Genomic DNA, 15,422 nt, shown 5'->3' with positions numbered 1-15,422 from the left:
AGCGCGGCATTCTATTGAATGTCGATGGTGGAAGCAACCTTGCGACACTCATCCTTACGCAAATCCAGCTTAGAATTTTCTGCGTGCAGCTGACTGTAGAGTTCTTGGCTGAACCCAGCCACTTGATCAGGGTAAATCGCAATCCAGCTCTCAAGGTAACTACGGGGATTGGTCTTGAGCTGTGCGTCGTAGCCCATTTGTACAACTGCCTCTTTGTGCTTCTCTGCATTTTCTTGGCTATCAAAAATCCCCAAAGAAATCCCATTGGCTAGCTCGCCTTGCGGAATCAAAAAACTATCAATTTTTTTGCCCTGCAACTCTCGCAATTTGGCGATTGCCAAATCTTTGGTCGGCTCTGGGCGCAGATAGACCCAGTAATCCGGATTGCCATCTACCTGCAACGCCACATATTTGGCTTGAATCTGTAGCGCACCTAGCCTTGCAAGCAGCGCTTTAGCATCCTCCGGCCTCATTACCGGTCCCAGCAGAGTACACAACTGCACCGTCGTATCGGGCTGCTGCACCACATCTACTGCCGACTGCACAGCTACCGCTGTTGACGCAGAATCGGCAGCGCCCACACTAGAAGCAACGAGCTGCTCACGCAGCAGGACCAGCCTCGTACCCGGCATACTTTCTGCGCTGGCTACTGACTCTCCTCCTCCCAACGACCCCACATTGCGCGTGTAGCTATAGCCCAGCCACCCCCAAACTGCAAATACAATATTCAGTAAAAACAAACCAATTACAGTCCAGCGCACAATGAATCCTCAACTCTATATTTCATTTTGTTTGGCACACTATCACAGGCTATGGCAGCGCAATAGCCAGTCCATCTAACACCAACTCAGGATAGTAGGCCTCCGTCATGCCAATGGCTTGCGCCAGCGCCATACCCGTACCTCCTGTAAAACAAATATGGCCAGCGGGCCACTGCTGCAAAAATATACGAACAGCGCGCTCAACAACAGCCAGCACTGCCAAACAGGCGCCACCTTGTACCGCCTCTTGTGTATTAGTGGGCAGCCTATCACCAGCATAAAATCTCGCATCAATATCGCAGTCAATCTTTCCCGTATTCCCCACCAAAGCTTTCTGCATCATTTCCAAGCCTGGAATGATAAAGCCACCAAGAAATTCTGATTGATCGTTAATTGTATCAATAGTGATCGCACTGCCGGCATCGATAATAAGAACCGCTTTTCTATTCGACACATTCCACGCAGAAAGACAGGCCAACCAGCGGTCAACACCTAAAAATTTCGGATTTTCATAATTATTATGCAGGCCGCTGCAGAAACTCTTAGAGATAGCAATCTCTGGCTTACACAAATATTTTTCCGCTAGAAAGCTTACAACTTGTTTTTGGATTTTTTCATTGGACACACAGGAAACTCTAATTCTATCCAACACACCAAAATCATTTTCAAAAAACTTACCCAACGCATCGTTTCTGCTTACACCGGATTGTCCTGTAGACAGCCTCCATTTAATCCTAGAATTACCCATATCCAAATCAAGAATTTTATTAGGCACGACGCAAACTCACTTCTCCAGAACGAACTATTCTCTGCACGCCATCCACTTCGACAATTAATCCGCCCCCCTTTGAAATGCCTTTCTGAATCCCCCCAAAAAAACCATTTTCACCGGCACTCACTATAACCTGCCTACCAACAAAAGCATCGTATTTTTGCCACTCCACATCGGACAGCTCGAATCCATTTCGCTCGTGCGCCTGTGATTTACCTATAACCCTTTCGATGAGCGCGGCGGCAAGTTTATTTCTCAATACAGCTTCCTCCGCATTTGAGGATAGATCCGTCCATGGCTGATCAACTCCACGCATTGACAATTCCATTCCACAGACATTTAAACCAATTCCGATAATAGCCCAACAAGGTCCGCCTGCTTCACCCATTACATCTATCAATATTCCACCTAATTTTTTTTCGTCTAGAAAAATATCATTAGGCCATTTGATTTTAAGATTATTTATGAAAAATTTTTGCTCTAAAACCTCAATCACCGCCATCGCCATTGATAGGCTCAAGCCCTCCAGTGACTCTGCGCCCCGCTCAAAACGATACGCAATTGAGAAATACAGCCCGCCCCCTAATGGACTCACCCAAGCCTTTCCACGCCTGCCGCGCCCAGAACGCTGGTGTTCTGCTAAGCATACGCACCCCGATTCTGTTATTCGTCCATCTTTAATATTCGCAATAAGATAATCGTTGGTTGAATCCAATGACCAAAAGACTTCAACTTTCGGCGTAACACAAAGACGGCTATCGAAAAAATAACTACTGATTACAGATACATTCAAACGCTCGAAAGGCATGCATAAGCGATAACCAGCGCCTTTTACGCTGTCTACTTGAAACCCCATTTCTTTGAGTTTTGTTATCTGTTTGCCAATAGCGGATCGGGTGACACCTAACGCCTTCCCCAGCGCAACGCCGGAGTGGCTTTGTCCATCAGCAAGAAGATCGATTAGTTTTTGCGGCATAACGGAGGGTATCAATTGCGAAAATATTTAAGCCAAAAAAAACCCTTACCAGTGTTTACTGGTAAGGGTTTGGTTTAGATGCCTGACGATGACCTACTCTCACATGGCGAAGCGCCACACTACCATTGGCGATGATCTGTTTCACTTCTGAGTTCGGCATGGGGTCAGGTGGTTCCAGATCTCTATTGTCATCAGGCAATTCGTTTGGGTATCGTGGGCTTATCTCCCTGGGGAGCGCCACGAGTGACCCGAATAAAGCGATAGATACTGTAGTGTTTGTATGCCGATCAAGCAACGCAATCCGCGTATTTCCAGTCATTTCTATTATATGGTTAAGCCTCACGGGTAATTAGTATGGGTTAGCTCAACGCCTCGCAGCGCTTACACACCCCACCTATCAACGTCGTAGTCTTCGACGACCCTTCAGGGGGATTGACTCCCCAGGGAGATCTCATCTTGAAGGAGGCTTCCCGCTTAGATGCTTTCAGCGGTTATCCCGTCCGCACATAGCTACCGGGCAATGCCACTGGCGTGACAACCCGAACACCAGAGGTTCGTTCACTCCGGTCCTCTCGTACTAGGAGCAACTCTTCTCAAATCTCCAACGCCCACGACAGATAGGGACCGAACTGTCTCACGACGTTCTGAACCCAGCTCGCGTACCACTTTAAATGGCGAACAGCCATACCCTTGGGACCGGCTTCAGCCCCAGGATGTGATGAGCCGACATCGAGGTGCCAAACTCCGCCGTCGATGTGAACTCTTGGGCGGAATCAGCCTGTTATCCCCGGAGTACCTTTTATCCGTTGAGCGATGGCCCTTCCATACAGAGCCACCGGATCACTATGACCTACTTTCGTACCTGCTCGACTTGTGGGTCTCGCAGTTAAGCACCCTTCTACCATTGCGCTCATTGCATGATTTCCGACCATGCTGAGGGTACCTTCGTGCTCCTCCGTTACTCTTTGGGAGGAGACCGCCCCAGTCAAACTACCCACCAGACACTGTCCGCAACCCGGATAACGGGTCAGCGTTAGAACCCCAACACCACCAGGGTGGTATTTCAAGGTCGACTCCACGCAGTCTAGCGACCACGCTTCAAAGTCTCCCACCTATCCTACACAGATAGTGTCAGAGTCCAGTGCCAAGCTATAGTAAAGGTTCACGGGGTCTTTCCGTCTTGCCGCGGGTACACTGCATCTTCACAGCGATTTCAATTTCACTGAGTCTCGGGTGGAGACAGTGCCGCCATCATTACGCCATTCGTGCAGGTCGGAACTTACCCGACAAGGAATTTCGCTACCTTAGGACCGTTATAGTTACGGCCGCCGTTTACCGGGGCTTCGATCAAGAGCTTCGCTTGCGCTAACCCCATCAATTAACCTTCCGGCACCGGGCAGGCGTCACACCCTATACGTCCACTTTCGTGTTTGCAGAGTGCTGTGTTTTTTGATAAACAGTTGCAGCGGCCTGGTCACTTCGACTCCCCAACGCTTACGGAGCAAGTCCTTCACGTCAAAGAGCGCACCTTCTCCCGAAGTTACGGTGTCAATTTGCCTAGTTCCTTCACCCGAGTTCTCTCAAGCGCCTTGGTATTCTCTACCTGACCACCTGTGTCGGTTTCGAGTACGGTTTCTTGATACCTGAAGCTTAGAGGCTTTTCCTGGAAGCATGGCATCAACCACTTCGCGCCACATGGGCACTCGTCATCAGTTCTCGGCCTTAAGATCCCGGATTTGCCTAAGATCTCAGCCTACCACCTTAAACGCGGACAACCAACGCCGCGCTGGCCTAGCCTTCTCCGTCCCCTCATCGCAGTACCAAAAAGTACAGGAATATTAACCTGTTTCCCATCGACTACGGCTTTCGCCCTCGCCTTAGGGGCCGACTAACCCTGTCCCGATTAGCGTTGGACAGGAACCCTTGGTCTTCCGGCGGGGGAGTTTTTCACTCCCCTTGTCGTTACTTATGTCAGCATTCGCACTTCTGATACCTCCACCCGACTTCTCAATCGAGCTTCACAGGCGTACAGAACGCTCCTCTACCACGCATCATAAGATGCATCCGCAGCTTCGGTTCATGGCTTGAGCCCCGTTGGATCTTCCGCGCAGGCCGACTCGACTAGTGAGCTATTACGCTTTCTTTAAAGGATGGCTGCTTCTAAGCCAACCTCCTAGCTGTCTATGCCTTCCCACATCGTTTCCCACTTAGCCATGATTGGGGACCTTAGCTGGCGGTCTGGGTTGTTTCCCTTTTCACGACGGACGTTAGCACCCGCCGTGTGCCTCCCGGATAGTACTCACTGGTATTCGGAGTTTGCAAAGGGTTGGTAAGTCGCGATGACCCCCTAGCCTTAACAGTGCTCTACCCCCAGTGGTATTCGTCCGAGGCGCTACCTAAATAGCTTTCGAGGAGAACCAGCTATCTCCGAGCTTGATTAGCCTTTCACTCCTAACCACAGGTCATCCGAATCTTTTTCAACAGATCCCGGTTCGGGCCTCCAGTCAGTGTTACCTAACCTTCACCCTGCCCATGGCTAGATCGCCCGGTTTCGGGTCTACTCCCAGCGACTAAAACGCCCTATTAAGACTCGCTTTCGCTACGCCTCCCCTATACGGTTAAGCTTGCCACTGACAGTAAGTCGCTGACCCATTATACAAAAGGTACGCAGTCACCCCGAAGGGCTCCTACTGCTTGTACGCATACGGTTTCAGGATCTATTTCACTCCGCTCACCGCGGTTCTTTTCGCCTTTCCCTCACGGTACTGGTTCACTATCGGTCAACGAGGAGTATTTAGCCTTGGAGGATGGTCCCCCCATATTCAGACAGGATAACACGTGTCCCGTCCTACTCGATTTCACACAATGAGCCCTTTCGTGTACAAGGCTATCACTTTCTACGGCTGCACTTTCCAGAGCATTCCACTAGAACTCACTGTGCTTAAGGGCTGGTCCCCGTTCGCTCGCCGCTACTAAGGGAATCTCGGTTGATTTCTTTTCCTCAGGGTACTTAGATGTTTCAGTTCCCCTGGTTCGCCTCCTGCACCTATGGATTCAGTGCAGGATACCTGCCTTATGACAGGTGGGTTTCCCCATTCAGAGATCTCCGGATCAAAGGTCGGTTGCCACCTCCCCGAAGCTTATCGCAGGCTCCAACGTCTTTCTTCGCCTCTCGTTGCCAAGGCATCCACCGTATGCGCTTAGTCGCTTGACCATATAAGACAAACGACTGGAACAGAAACAATCGACTGGCTGTCTCTGCTTTTTTCGCCGGATTGCAGCCGTTGCGTCTAGGCGACACAACAGCATGCGCTTGATTCAGCATACTTATTACTACAGTTTCTATCTTTTTAAAGAACATCTGGCGCAAAAACCAGAAAACAGTGATGACACTCATCACTCCGTTCTGATTTCTCTCAGATCACACAGCAACAATGGTGGAGCTAAGCGGGATCGAACCGCTGACCTCCTGCGTGCAAAGCAGGCGCTCTCCCAGCTGAGCTATAGCCCCTTGTCTCCTCACAAAGAGTGGTAGGCCAGGGCAGACTCGAACTGCCGACCTCACCCTTATCAGGGGTGCGCTCTAACCAACTGAGCTACAGGCCTGTATCCATTGCCTGCGCCCAAGCGGCGATAATCTGCCGACTCTTCACCCGCGGGCATGTTCGCTGTGTGCGTTCACTATCAGACAATGAGTGTGAGTACTCGTTTGGGCAGCGTTCGTTTAAGGAGGTGATCCAGCCGCAGGTTCCCCTACGGCTACCTTGTTACGACTTCACCCCAGTCATCGACCACACCGTGGACGGCGCCCTCCTTGCGGTTAGGCTACCGGCTTCTGGTGCAGTAAACTCCCATGGTGTGACGGGCGGTGTGTACAAGGCCCGGGAACGTATTCACCGCGACATGCTGATTCGCGATTACTAGCGATTCCGACTTCACGGAGTCGAGTTGCAGACTCCGATCCGGACTACGAAACGTTTTATGGGATTAGCTCCACCTCGCGGTATTGCAACCCTCTGTGCGTTCCATTGTAGTACGTGTGTAGCCCCCGGTCGTAAGGGGCATGATGACTTGACGTCATCCCCACCTTCCTCCGGTTTGTCACCGGCAGTCTCGCCAGAGTCCCCAACTAAATGATGGCAACTGGCAACGGGGGTTGCGCTCGTTGCGGGACTTAACCCAACATCTCACGACACGAGCTGACGACAGCCATGCAGCACCTGTCTCTGGGCTCCTTGCGGCACCCTCTATCTCTAAAGGGTTCCCAGGATGTCAAGACCGGGTAAGGTTTTCGCGTTGCGTCGAATTAAACCACATACTCCACCGCTTGTGCGGGCCCCGTCAATTCATTTGAGTTTTAACCTTGCGGCCGTACTCCCCAGGCGGTCTGCTTATCGCGTTAGCTCCGCCACTGAAGGGACAAGCCCCCAACGGCTAGCAGACATCGTTTACGGCGTGGACTACCAGGGTATCTAATCCTGTTCGCTACCCACGCTTTCGCGCCTCAGTGTGTGTTCCTTCCTATATCTACGCATTTCACCGCTACACAGGAAATTCCACTACCCTCTACCGTACTCTAGCCAAGCAGTTCGACCTGCAGTTCCCAGGTTAAGCCCAGGGCTTTCACAGATCGCTTACTTAACCACCTACGCGCGCTTTACGCCCAGTAATTCCGATTAACGCTTGCACCCTTCGTATTACCGCGGCTGCTGGCACGAAGTTAGCCGGTGCTTATTCTGTTGGTAACGTCAATCCCGATGGATATTAGCCATCAGGCCTTCCTCCCCGCTTAAAGTGCTTTACAACCCGAAGGCCTTCTTCACACACGCGGCATGGCTGGATCAGGGTTGCCCCCATTGTCCAATATTCCCCACTGCTGCCTCCCGTAGGAGTCTGGACCGTGTCTCAGTTCCAGTGTGACTGATCATCCTCTCAGACCAGTTACCGATCGTCGCCTTGGTAGGCCTTTACCCCACCAACTAGCTAATCGGACGCAAGCTCATCTCATAGCGCAAGGCCCGAAGGTCCCCTGCTTTCTTCCTCAGAACGTATGCGGTATTAGCGCCCCTTTCGAGACGTTATCCCCCACTACGAGGTAGATTCCTGCGCATTACTCACCCGTCCGCCGCTGAATCCAGGAGCAAGCCCCCTTCATCCGCTCGACTTGCATGTGTTAGGCCTGCCGCCAGCGTTCAATCTGAGCCATGATCAAACTCTTCAGTTCAATCTTTTAACTCTGTCAAAAGACAAGAGCGGATGATTTCGCAGTTACCCGCTAACCATCCAAAACTCGGCTCAATACTTCAACTTTCACAATATGAATTGTCAGGTCTTGTATTGATAATACTGCTTCCAATACAAGTACCCACACGCATTGTCTGATATCTTGTTAACCAACCCGCCTGAGGCTCGCTCAGTGCGGACGCGCATTATAGGCAACTAAAAAATCGTTGCAACAGAAATCTTCAGAAACTTTGCAATTACTGCCAAACCAACAAATGAAATTGTTTTTTACCGCGACGAAGCAAATGGTATTTGCCGTGAATCGCCGTTTCCATGCTTAGCAATGCAGATAAATCATTCTGCTTGATGCCGTTTACCTGCACCGCGCCCTCCTGCACAAATTTGCGCGCCTGTCCGAGTGTTACTTCTCCGCGCGGCGTCACCGCCAAGCCCGATTCCACTAATACATCAGCCAGAGCGCGCTCACCGCCGGAAACCACCAGTGTTGGCAGCCCGTCCTGTGCCAACTGCGCAAAATCATCGCCAGATAACTGACTGACATCGCCTGAAAACAGCGCGTGACTGATGCGTTCTGCCGCCGCCATCCCCTCATCACCGTGAACGAGGGTTGTGATCTCACGCGCCAAAATACCCTGTGCGGAGCGCCGACCCTGTGCTTGCGCGTCAGTCCGCTCAATTTCTTCGATAGCTGCCACCTCCAAAAAGGTGAAGTAGCGCAGAAATTGGTACACATCCGCGTCTGCAGTATTCATCCAGAATTGATAAAACGCGTAGGGCGATGTTCTGTTCGCATCCAACCACACCGTACCGCTTTCCGTTTTGCCAAACTTAGTGCCGTCGGCTTTGGTCACCAAAGGCAAAGTCAAGCCGTACACTTGCTGACGGTGGAGCCGCCGCGTTAAATCAATGCCGCCGGTGATGTTACCCCACTGGTCAGAGCCGCCAATCTGTACCGTGCATTCCATCCTCTTATATAGCTCAGCGAAATCCATGGACTGCAACAGCATGTAGCTGAATTCGGTAAACGAAATTCCCTCTCCTTCTCTTTCTATACGCTGACGCACAGACTCTTTATTAATCATCGCGTTGACAGAAAAATGCTTGCCGGTGTCACGCAGAAAATCGAGCACACTCAGGTTCGCCGTCCAATCGTAGTTGTTGACGACTTCAGCCGCACAAGCGCCCTCAAAATCCACGAAGCGCGACACCTGCGCCCGTATGCGATCCGCCCAGCCCGCAACAATATCTGGCGTATTGAGTTTGCGCTCCTCCGACTTAAAGCTGGGGTCGCCAATCATCCCTGTCGCGCCACCCACCAGAGCCACGGGCTTGTGTCCAGCCAGCTGAAAGCGGCGCAACGCCAGCAAAGGCACCAAACTGCCGATATGAAGACTGTCTGCCGTGGGATCGAAACCGCAGTAAACCGTGCGACTGCCCGTCATGAGGTGCTCAACCAACTCATCACCACCGGCCATTTGGCTGACCAAGCCTCTGTCCTGCAAATCCGAAATCAAATCTTTTACCGCCACCACGCCACCACCTTATAAATAAGCAACAGAAGAACCCAGCCTCATGAAGGCGCACACCTTACCGAAACAACCCCAAAACACCAAGACAATCACACCACCCACCTCTGTTAACGAAACCGCTTGGGTTGCCTCCGAGGGGAAAGCATGTCTAAAATCAGCCTCTTTACTCAGTAATAGCCCTATAGAAACTATGTTATTTAAAGAAAAGCACAACACCAGCAGCGTTTGGACACACCATTTTCCTCGCCATCATTTGATGGCTGCCTGCGGTATTTCTCTGCTCATTATTATCACGCTGGCAATTCTTCCTGACAGCGTTGTTGCTTATCGCGCGCAAGAAGAAGGCTTGTTGCCAGATGTTGTTAAACAAACCAACACCGCACCCGAAATTTCTGTCACACCCATTACAGAAGAAGTCAGTGCCGCGCCAATTATTGAAACCGATCCGTGGCTGCACTTGACTGTACGCAAAGGCGACACACTGTCCAGTTTGTTACAAAAAGCTGGCTTGTCTTCCGATGACATTCACGACATCACCAACAGCAGTAAAGATGCAAAAAAATTGGCGTCGTTGAATTTGGATGATCAGCTCGATGTATTGATGAAGGACGGCAAGGCGCAAGAACTGCGTCTACATCAGAGCAAGCTGGAAAGCGTAGCTATTAAACGCGTCGGCGACTCATATCAAAGCGAGCGCGTAACTTTAGTGCCAGAAGTGCGCCACAGCTACGCGCATGGCGTGATCGACAGCTCACTTTTTATGGCTGGGCAAAAAGCTGGCTTGAATGACAGAATGACGCTGAAACTGGCTGATATTTTTGCTTACGACATCGACTTTCTTCAAGAAATTCAGGAAGGCGACAGCTTTTCTGTGATGTATGAAGAATTGTTCTTGGATGGAAAATCTATCGGCCACGGCAACATCATCGCCGCCGAATTTACCAACCAAGGCAAAACCTATCGCGCCATGCAATACACCGATAAAAATGGTTCAACCAGCTACTACACGCCGGATGGCAACATCATGCGCAAACAGTTTTTGCGCACGCCGATTGATTTTGCACGCGTATCCTCTTACTTCAGCTCAGGCCGTTACCACCCGATTTTGCATAAAATTCGCGCACACAAAGGCATTGATTACTCTGCGCCCACCGGCACACCCATCAAGGCTGCAGGTAACGGCAAAGTCACTTTTGCCGGTGTTCGCAACGGTTTTGGCAAAGTAGTTATGATCCAACACGGCGGTGTTTACACCACGCTATATGGTCACATGAGCAAAATCGGCGTCAAAACTGGCGACAAAATCTCGCAGGGACAAGTTATTGGCGCGGTTGGTCAAACAGGCTTGGCAACAGGTCCACACTTGCATTATGAGTTCCATGTTAACGGCACTGCAGTCAATCCATTGGCCAATATGAATGTCGCCATGGCAGAGCCTTTGTCAAAAGCAGAAAAAGCAGATTTCAATAGCAAATTTTCTGCAACGATGGTGCAAATGAAGCAATTGGCTGCTGGCAACAACCAGCCTTCACAAAATCTCGCCATGAATAGCTCTGGCACTGCTCGTCAGTGAGCTCAAAAACGCCCGACATCTACATCGGTTTGATGTCGGGCACCAGCCTTGATGCTATTGATGTCGCGCTGGTCAGTTTCTCTGACTCGCAAGCCCCCCAACTCATACACGCGCGCAACTGGAATATTCCCAGTGCGTTGCGTGTACAAATTGAAAATCTTTGTCAGCCCGGCAGCGATGAAATCAATCGCATGGGCGAACTCGATGTGCAAATCGGCGAATTATTTACTGAAGCAGTTTTAAGTGCGCTGCAAGAAACTGGCATTTCTGCTACGCAAGTTCGTGCCATTGGCAGCCACGGCCAAACCGTTCGCCATCACCCTTTTCGCAACTCGCCATTCACGCTACAGATTGGCGATCCAAATACGATTGCTTTTCGCACAGGCATCACAACTGTTGCCGATTTTCGGCGCATGGATATTGCCGCTGGCGGCCAAGGTGCGCCCTTAGTGCCTGCATTTCACGATGCCGTGTTGCGCAGTGAAAAAGAAAATCGCGCAATCGTGAATATCGGCGGCATGGCCAATATCACTGTGTTGGCGCGAGATTTTCCCGTGAGCGGTTTTGATACCGGTCCAGGTAATGTGTTGATGGATGCGTGGATACAAAAATATCTCCAGCAAGCGCACGATGCCGGAGGGCGCTGGGCGCGCTCAGGACAAGGTCACGAAACACTGCTGAATAAATTACTCAGTCACCCCTACTTTTCTCTACCCGCTCCCAAAAGCACGGGGCGCGAAATGTTTCATCTCGCATGGCTGGAATCGCAGCTAACGGAGATCGGCGAAATCAAGGCGGAAGATGTGCAGCGCACGCTGCTGGAATTGACGGCTCGCAGTATTTGCGATGCCATTGTTCAGCTTCCCGCCGCAATTGATCGTGTGTTGCTCTGTGGCGGCGGCAGTCACAACACCCTGTTGTGTGAACGCATCGCCGAGCTAGTGCCGCAATCGACATTGGGCAGCACCAGCGATTTCGGCGTTTCCGCAGATTGGTTGGAGGCGATGGCCTTTGCCTGGCTGGCCAAGCAACGACTGGAATACAAAGCAGGCAACGCACCGACAGTCAGCGGTGCCAGCCGCCCCTGTGTGTTGGGCGGCGTGTATTTGCCGAGCTAACCCTTCCTCAACAAAAGTCTCAAATAGAAAACGACGAACCGCAACCGCAGGTGGTTTGTGCGTTCGGGTTATTGATCACAAATTTTGAACCCTGCAATCCTTCTTCATAATCCACTTGTGCGCCAGCGAGATATTGGTAGCTGAGTGGGTCAACCAACACCGTGATGCCATCTTTTTCGATGGCTGCATCATCTTCCGCCGCGATTTCATCGAAGGTGAAGCCGTACTGGAACCCAGAGCAGCCGCCGCCCGTCACGAACACGCGCAGTTTCAAATCGGGGTTGGCCTCTTCATCCACCAAACGGCGCACTTTGTTAGCCGCGCTGGCGGTGACGCTGATTTCTTCTGCTACTGCTTCTTCACTCATGGTTCAAACTCCTCGGCGCACCTTGTGTTTATGGGGGCAACCGTTATGGGATCAATGCCAAATTTTCCAAGCCGGTCTGCTCCGGAAGGCCGTGCATGATGTTCATGATTTGCACACCCTGACCGGACGCACCTTTGGTGAGATTGTCGATCACCGCCATCACCACCACACGCTTGCGCCCTTGCGGACGCGCCACCGCGATACGGCAAGTGTTGGCGCCTTTCACACTGCGCGTTTCTGGGTGTGAGCCTACAGGCAGCACATCGACAAAATACTCGTCGGCGTAGCGCTGTTCGTACAGTTGTTGTAGGTCTACCGAGTCATCCAACAAATCTGCATAAATAGTCGCGTGCATACCGCGCACCATGGGCACCAGATGCGGTACGAAGGTCAGCGCGTACGGCTGTTCACCGGCTTTTTGCAGGGCGTGGATGCCCTGCTCGATCTCCGGCAAATGCCGATGCCCCGTACTGGCGTAAGCCTTGAAGCTGCCGCTCAGTTCCGAAAACAGCATATCGACCTTCGCCTGCCGCCCCGCGCCGGAAACGCCCGACACGGCGTTGGCAATCAGGCTATCTGGCTGCACCAACTTCGCTTCCAACAGCGGTAGCAAACCCAACTGAATCGCCGTGGGGTAACAACCCGCGCAGGCGACTAAACGCGCCTTGCGGATCGCCTCACGGTTCACCTCGGCCAAGCCATACACCGCTTCCGCTACCAGCTCTGGGCAGGCGTGTTTTTGCCCGTACCACTTTTCCCACACTGCAATATCGCGGATACGAAAATCTGCTGACAGATCAATCACGCGCGTACCCGTGGCCAGCAGCTCCGCCATCATCGCCTGCGCCACACCATGCGGCGTGGCAAAAAACACCACATCGCAAGCGCCCAGTTGCGCAATATCCGGCGCAGAAAAAGCCAAATCAAAGCGACCGCGCAAATTGGGAAACAGCGCCGACACCGGCATGCCCGCTTCACCGCGCGAAGTAATCACTTGCACATCCGCCTGCGGGTGCTGCGCCAATAAACGCAACAGCTCCACACCGGTATACCCTGTGCCGCCGACTATGCCTACTTTGATCACACCAACACCTGCATTTCATTCGAATCCGTTATCATTTTAGCGGTTCCCACTTCAGGTTGCAGATTTATCATGCTGTTTTTATGGCTAAAAGCCTTTCACTTGATGGCCGTGGTGAGCTGGTTTGCCGGCTTGTTTTATCTGCCGCGCTTATTCGTGTATCACGCCATGAGCGAGGATCAAATCAGTCGCGAGCGTTTCAAAATCATGGAGCGCAAACTGTATCGCGGCATCATGACCCCCGCCGCCATTGCCACGCTGGTTTTTGGTCTGTGGATGCTGCATCTCAACAGCGCGCTACTGGCAATGGGCTGGATAAAAGCCAAACTGGTTTTGATCGCGCTGCTCATCGTTTATCACGGTTTTTGCGGGTATTTTGTGCGTCAATTTACCACCGACCGCAACACACGCAGCCATGTTTTTTTTAGAGTATTTAACGAGCTGCCCGTGCTGGCCTTGATCGCCATTATTTTGCTCGCGGTTTTGAAACCTTTTTGACGCCGAAGCCCTTCGGTTAGCCTGTGCTTGCGCCTATAATTGCGCGCTTTTTTCTTGAGGAACGCCCCGTGAATATCAACCAAGCCTCCCGCGAGCAATTGGAAAACTGGCGCAGTGAATTGCGCGCGCAGTACGCAGATTTTCAGCAGCGCAAACTGGCGTTGGATCTCACACGCGGCAAACCCTCTGCGGAACAATTGGCACTGTCAGACGCGCTGGACGGCAACTTGCACGGCAACTACACGCTGGACAACACCGATCTGCGCAACTACGGCGGCTTGGAAGGCCTGCCCTCCGCGCGCAAACTGGGCGCAGACTTGCTCGGCCTTGCGCCCAATGAAGTGATCGCCGGCGGCAACAGCAGCCTCACCATGATGTACCAAGCCATGCACTACGCATGGATGTTGGGGCCAGACGGCAAAAGCGCGTGGCGTAACGAATCCTCAGTAAAATTTTTATGCCCCTCCCCTGGCTACGACCGCCACTTTGCTATTTGCGAACAATTTGGCATTGAGATGATTCCGGTGCGCCTGACCGACAACGGCCCCGACATGGCGCAAGTGGAAGCCTTGATCAAAGCCGATGCCTCCATCAAAGGCATGTGGTGTGTGCCGAAATACAGCAACCCCACCGGTTGCGTTTACAGCGCAGAAACCGTGGATCGCATTGCCGCGCTCGGCAAAATTGCCGCGCCCAACTTCCGCGTGTTTTGGGATAACGCCTACGTCGTGCATGATTTAACAAACAGCGCGCCTGCACTCGCCAATATCATGGAACGCTGCCGCGCACATGGCACCGAACACAGCGTGCTGCAATTTACTTCCACCTCCAAAATTACGCACGCCGGCGCTGGCGTAGCTTTTATGGGTGCATCGAAAGAAAACCTCGCCGTGTTTTGCAAACAACTCGGCATTTGCACCATCGGCCCCGACAAAGTGAATCAAGCGCGCCATCTCGCTTTTTTACCGGATGCCGCTGCTGTGCAGCAACACATGCAAAAACACGCCGCAATTTTAAAGCCGCGTTTTGATTGCGTGTTGCAACATTTGCAAAACGCTTTTGCCGACAGCGATCTCGGTGAATGGACAGCGCCCGTCGGCGGTTATTTTGTGTCTTTCAACACTCGCCCTAACTTGGCGACAACTGTTGTCAAACTCGCTGCCGAAGCCGGCGTAAAACTCACCCCTGCTGGCGCCACATTCCCTTACGGCAAAGATCCAGACAACAAAAACATTCGCCTCGCACCCAGCTTCCCTAAATTGGAAGAAGTAGATTTGTGCATGGCAATTTTTACTACCTGTGTGAAACTGGCATCGGTGGAACAGGCGTTAGGCAGCTAACCACGCTACGGCAAATCTCGACAATAAAAAAACCACCAACTCTGGTGGTTTTTTTATTTCTGTAGCAGATAGTGGTGGGCCCAGTAGGACTTGAACCTACGACCAATCGATTATGAGTCGACTGCTCTGACCAACTGAGCTATAGGCCCGAAACTTTCCTGTT

General features: G+C 51.9%; 10 protein-coding genes, 3 tRNA genes and 3 rRNA genes. 4 read left to right on the top strand and 12 right to left on the bottom strand.

Annotation, left to right across the window (positions count from 1 at the left end; genetic code table 11):
• Positions 1-11: 11 nt before the first annotated feature.
• The 9 genes from IPK30_06980 to tyrS form a co-directional block, all read right to left on the bottom strand.
• Positions 12-761 carry an SPOR domain-containing protein gene (locus IPK30_06980; protein ID MBK8103023.1) on the bottom strand — a complete coding sequence of 250 codons (750 nt, stop codon included), beginning with the start codon at positions 759-761 and terminating at the stop codon, positions 12-14.
• A 49-nt stretch (positions 762-810) separates the two neighbouring features.
• Complete coding sequence (locus IPK30_06975; protein ID MBK8103022.1) at positions 811-1,536, bottom strand: type III pantothenate kinase; 726 nt, start codon at positions 1,534-1,536, stop codon at positions 811-813.
• The gene (locus IPK30_06970; GenBank protein MBK8103021.1) at positions 1,529-2,509 is read right to left on the bottom strand and encodes a biotin--[acetyl-CoA-carboxylase] ligase; all 981 of its coding nucleotides are present in this window, start codon (positions 2,507-2,509) and stop codon (positions 1,529-1,531) included. The genes IPK30_06975 and IPK30_06970 overlap by 8 nt, the downstream gene beginning before the upstream one ends.
• Positions 2,510-2,589: 80 nt before the next feature.
• A 5S ribosomal RNA gene (rrf, locus tag IPK30_06965) occupies positions 2,590-2,705 on the bottom strand.
• 132 nt (positions 2,706-2,837) lie between these two features.
• Positions 2,838-5,723, bottom strand: a 23S ribosomal RNA gene (locus tag IPK30_06960).
• A gap of 221 nt (positions 5,724-5,944) precedes the next feature.
• Positions 5,945-6,020: transfer RNA gene (locus tag IPK30_06955), tRNA-Ala, on the bottom strand.
• Positions 6,021-6,038: 18 nt separating this feature from the next.
• Positions 6,039-6,115 (bottom strand) — tRNA-Ile (locus IPK30_06950).
• A 119-nt stretch (positions 6,116-6,234) separates the two neighbouring features.
• Positions 6,235-7,733 (bottom strand): 16S ribosomal RNA (locus IPK30_06945).
• The 16S, 23S and 5S rRNA genes sit together here with 2 tRNA genes alongside, the layout of an rRNA operon.
• Positions 7,734-7,989: 256 nt before the next feature.
• Entirely contained in the window at positions 7,990-9,285 is a 1,296-nt protein-coding gene (gene tyrS / locus IPK30_06940) for a tyrosine--tRNA ligase (GenBank protein ID MBK8103020.1), read from the bottom strand.
• 187 nt (positions 9,286-9,472) lie between these two features.
• On the opposite strand from tyrS, the gene IPK30_06935 reads away from it, so the two are divergent.
• Positions 9,473-10,855, top strand: coding sequence for a peptidoglycan DD-metalloendopeptidase family protein (locus IPK30_06935; GenBank protein ID MBK8103019.1), 1,383 nt, complete (start codon positions 9,473-9,475; stop codon positions 10,853-10,855).
• 32 nt (positions 10,856-10,887) lie between these two features.
• Positions 10,888-11,973, top strand: a complete 1,086-nt coding sequence (locus tag IPK30_06930) for an anhydro-N-acetylmuramic acid kinase (protein ID MBK8103018.1) — start codon at positions 10,888-10,890, stop codon at positions 11,971-11,973.
• A 19-nt stretch (positions 11,974-11,992) separates the two neighbouring features.
• Here the strand turns inward: IPK30_06930 and erpA are convergent, their stop codons facing one another.
• Together erpA and IPK30_06920 are read right to left on the bottom strand one after the other, a co-directional pair.
• Positions 11,993-12,340, bottom strand: coding sequence for an iron-sulfur cluster insertion protein ErpA (erpA, locus tag IPK30_06925; GenBank protein ID MBK8103017.1), 348 nt, complete (start codon positions 12,338-12,340; stop codon positions 11,993-11,995).
• 43 nt (positions 12,341-12,383) lie between these two features.
• Positions 12,384-13,424: an N-acetyl-gamma-glutamyl-phosphate reductase gene (locus tag IPK30_06920; protein MBK8103016.1), complete on the bottom strand. Its 1,041-nt coding sequence runs from the start codon at positions 13,422-13,424 to the stop codon at positions 12,384-12,386.
• 69 nt (positions 13,425-13,493) lie between these two features.
• On the opposite strand from IPK30_06920, the gene hemJ reads away from it, so the two are divergent.
• The gene (gene hemJ, locus IPK30_06915) at positions 13,494-13,919 is read left to right on the top strand and encodes a protoporphyrinogen oxidase HemJ (GenBank protein ID MBK8103015.1); all 426 of its coding nucleotides are present in this window, start codon (positions 13,494-13,496) and stop codon (positions 13,917-13,919) included.
• Positions 13,920-13,987: 68 nt separating this feature from the next.
• Positions 13,988-15,259 (top strand): aminotransferase class I/II-fold pyridoxal phosphate-dependent enzyme, encoded by a 1,272-nt coding sequence (locus IPK30_06910; protein MBK8103014.1) that lies wholly within the window; start codon positions 13,988-13,990, stop codon positions 15,257-15,259.
• A gap of 72 nt (positions 15,260-15,331) precedes the next feature.
• On the opposite strand, the gene IPK30_06905 is transcribed toward IPK30_06910, so the two are convergent.
• Positions 15,332-15,408 (bottom strand) — tRNA-Ile (locus IPK30_06905).
• Positions 15,409-15,422 lie beyond the last annotated feature (14 nt).

The organism is Cellvibrionales bacterium, from assembly GCA_016713115.1.
Classification (GTDB): domain Bacteria; phylum Pseudomonadota; class Gammaproteobacteria; order Pseudomonadales; family UBA7239; genus UBA7239.
The sequence above is the reverse complement of the archived record's forward strand: the minus strand, read 5'-3'. Positions and strand labels throughout refer to the sequence as shown.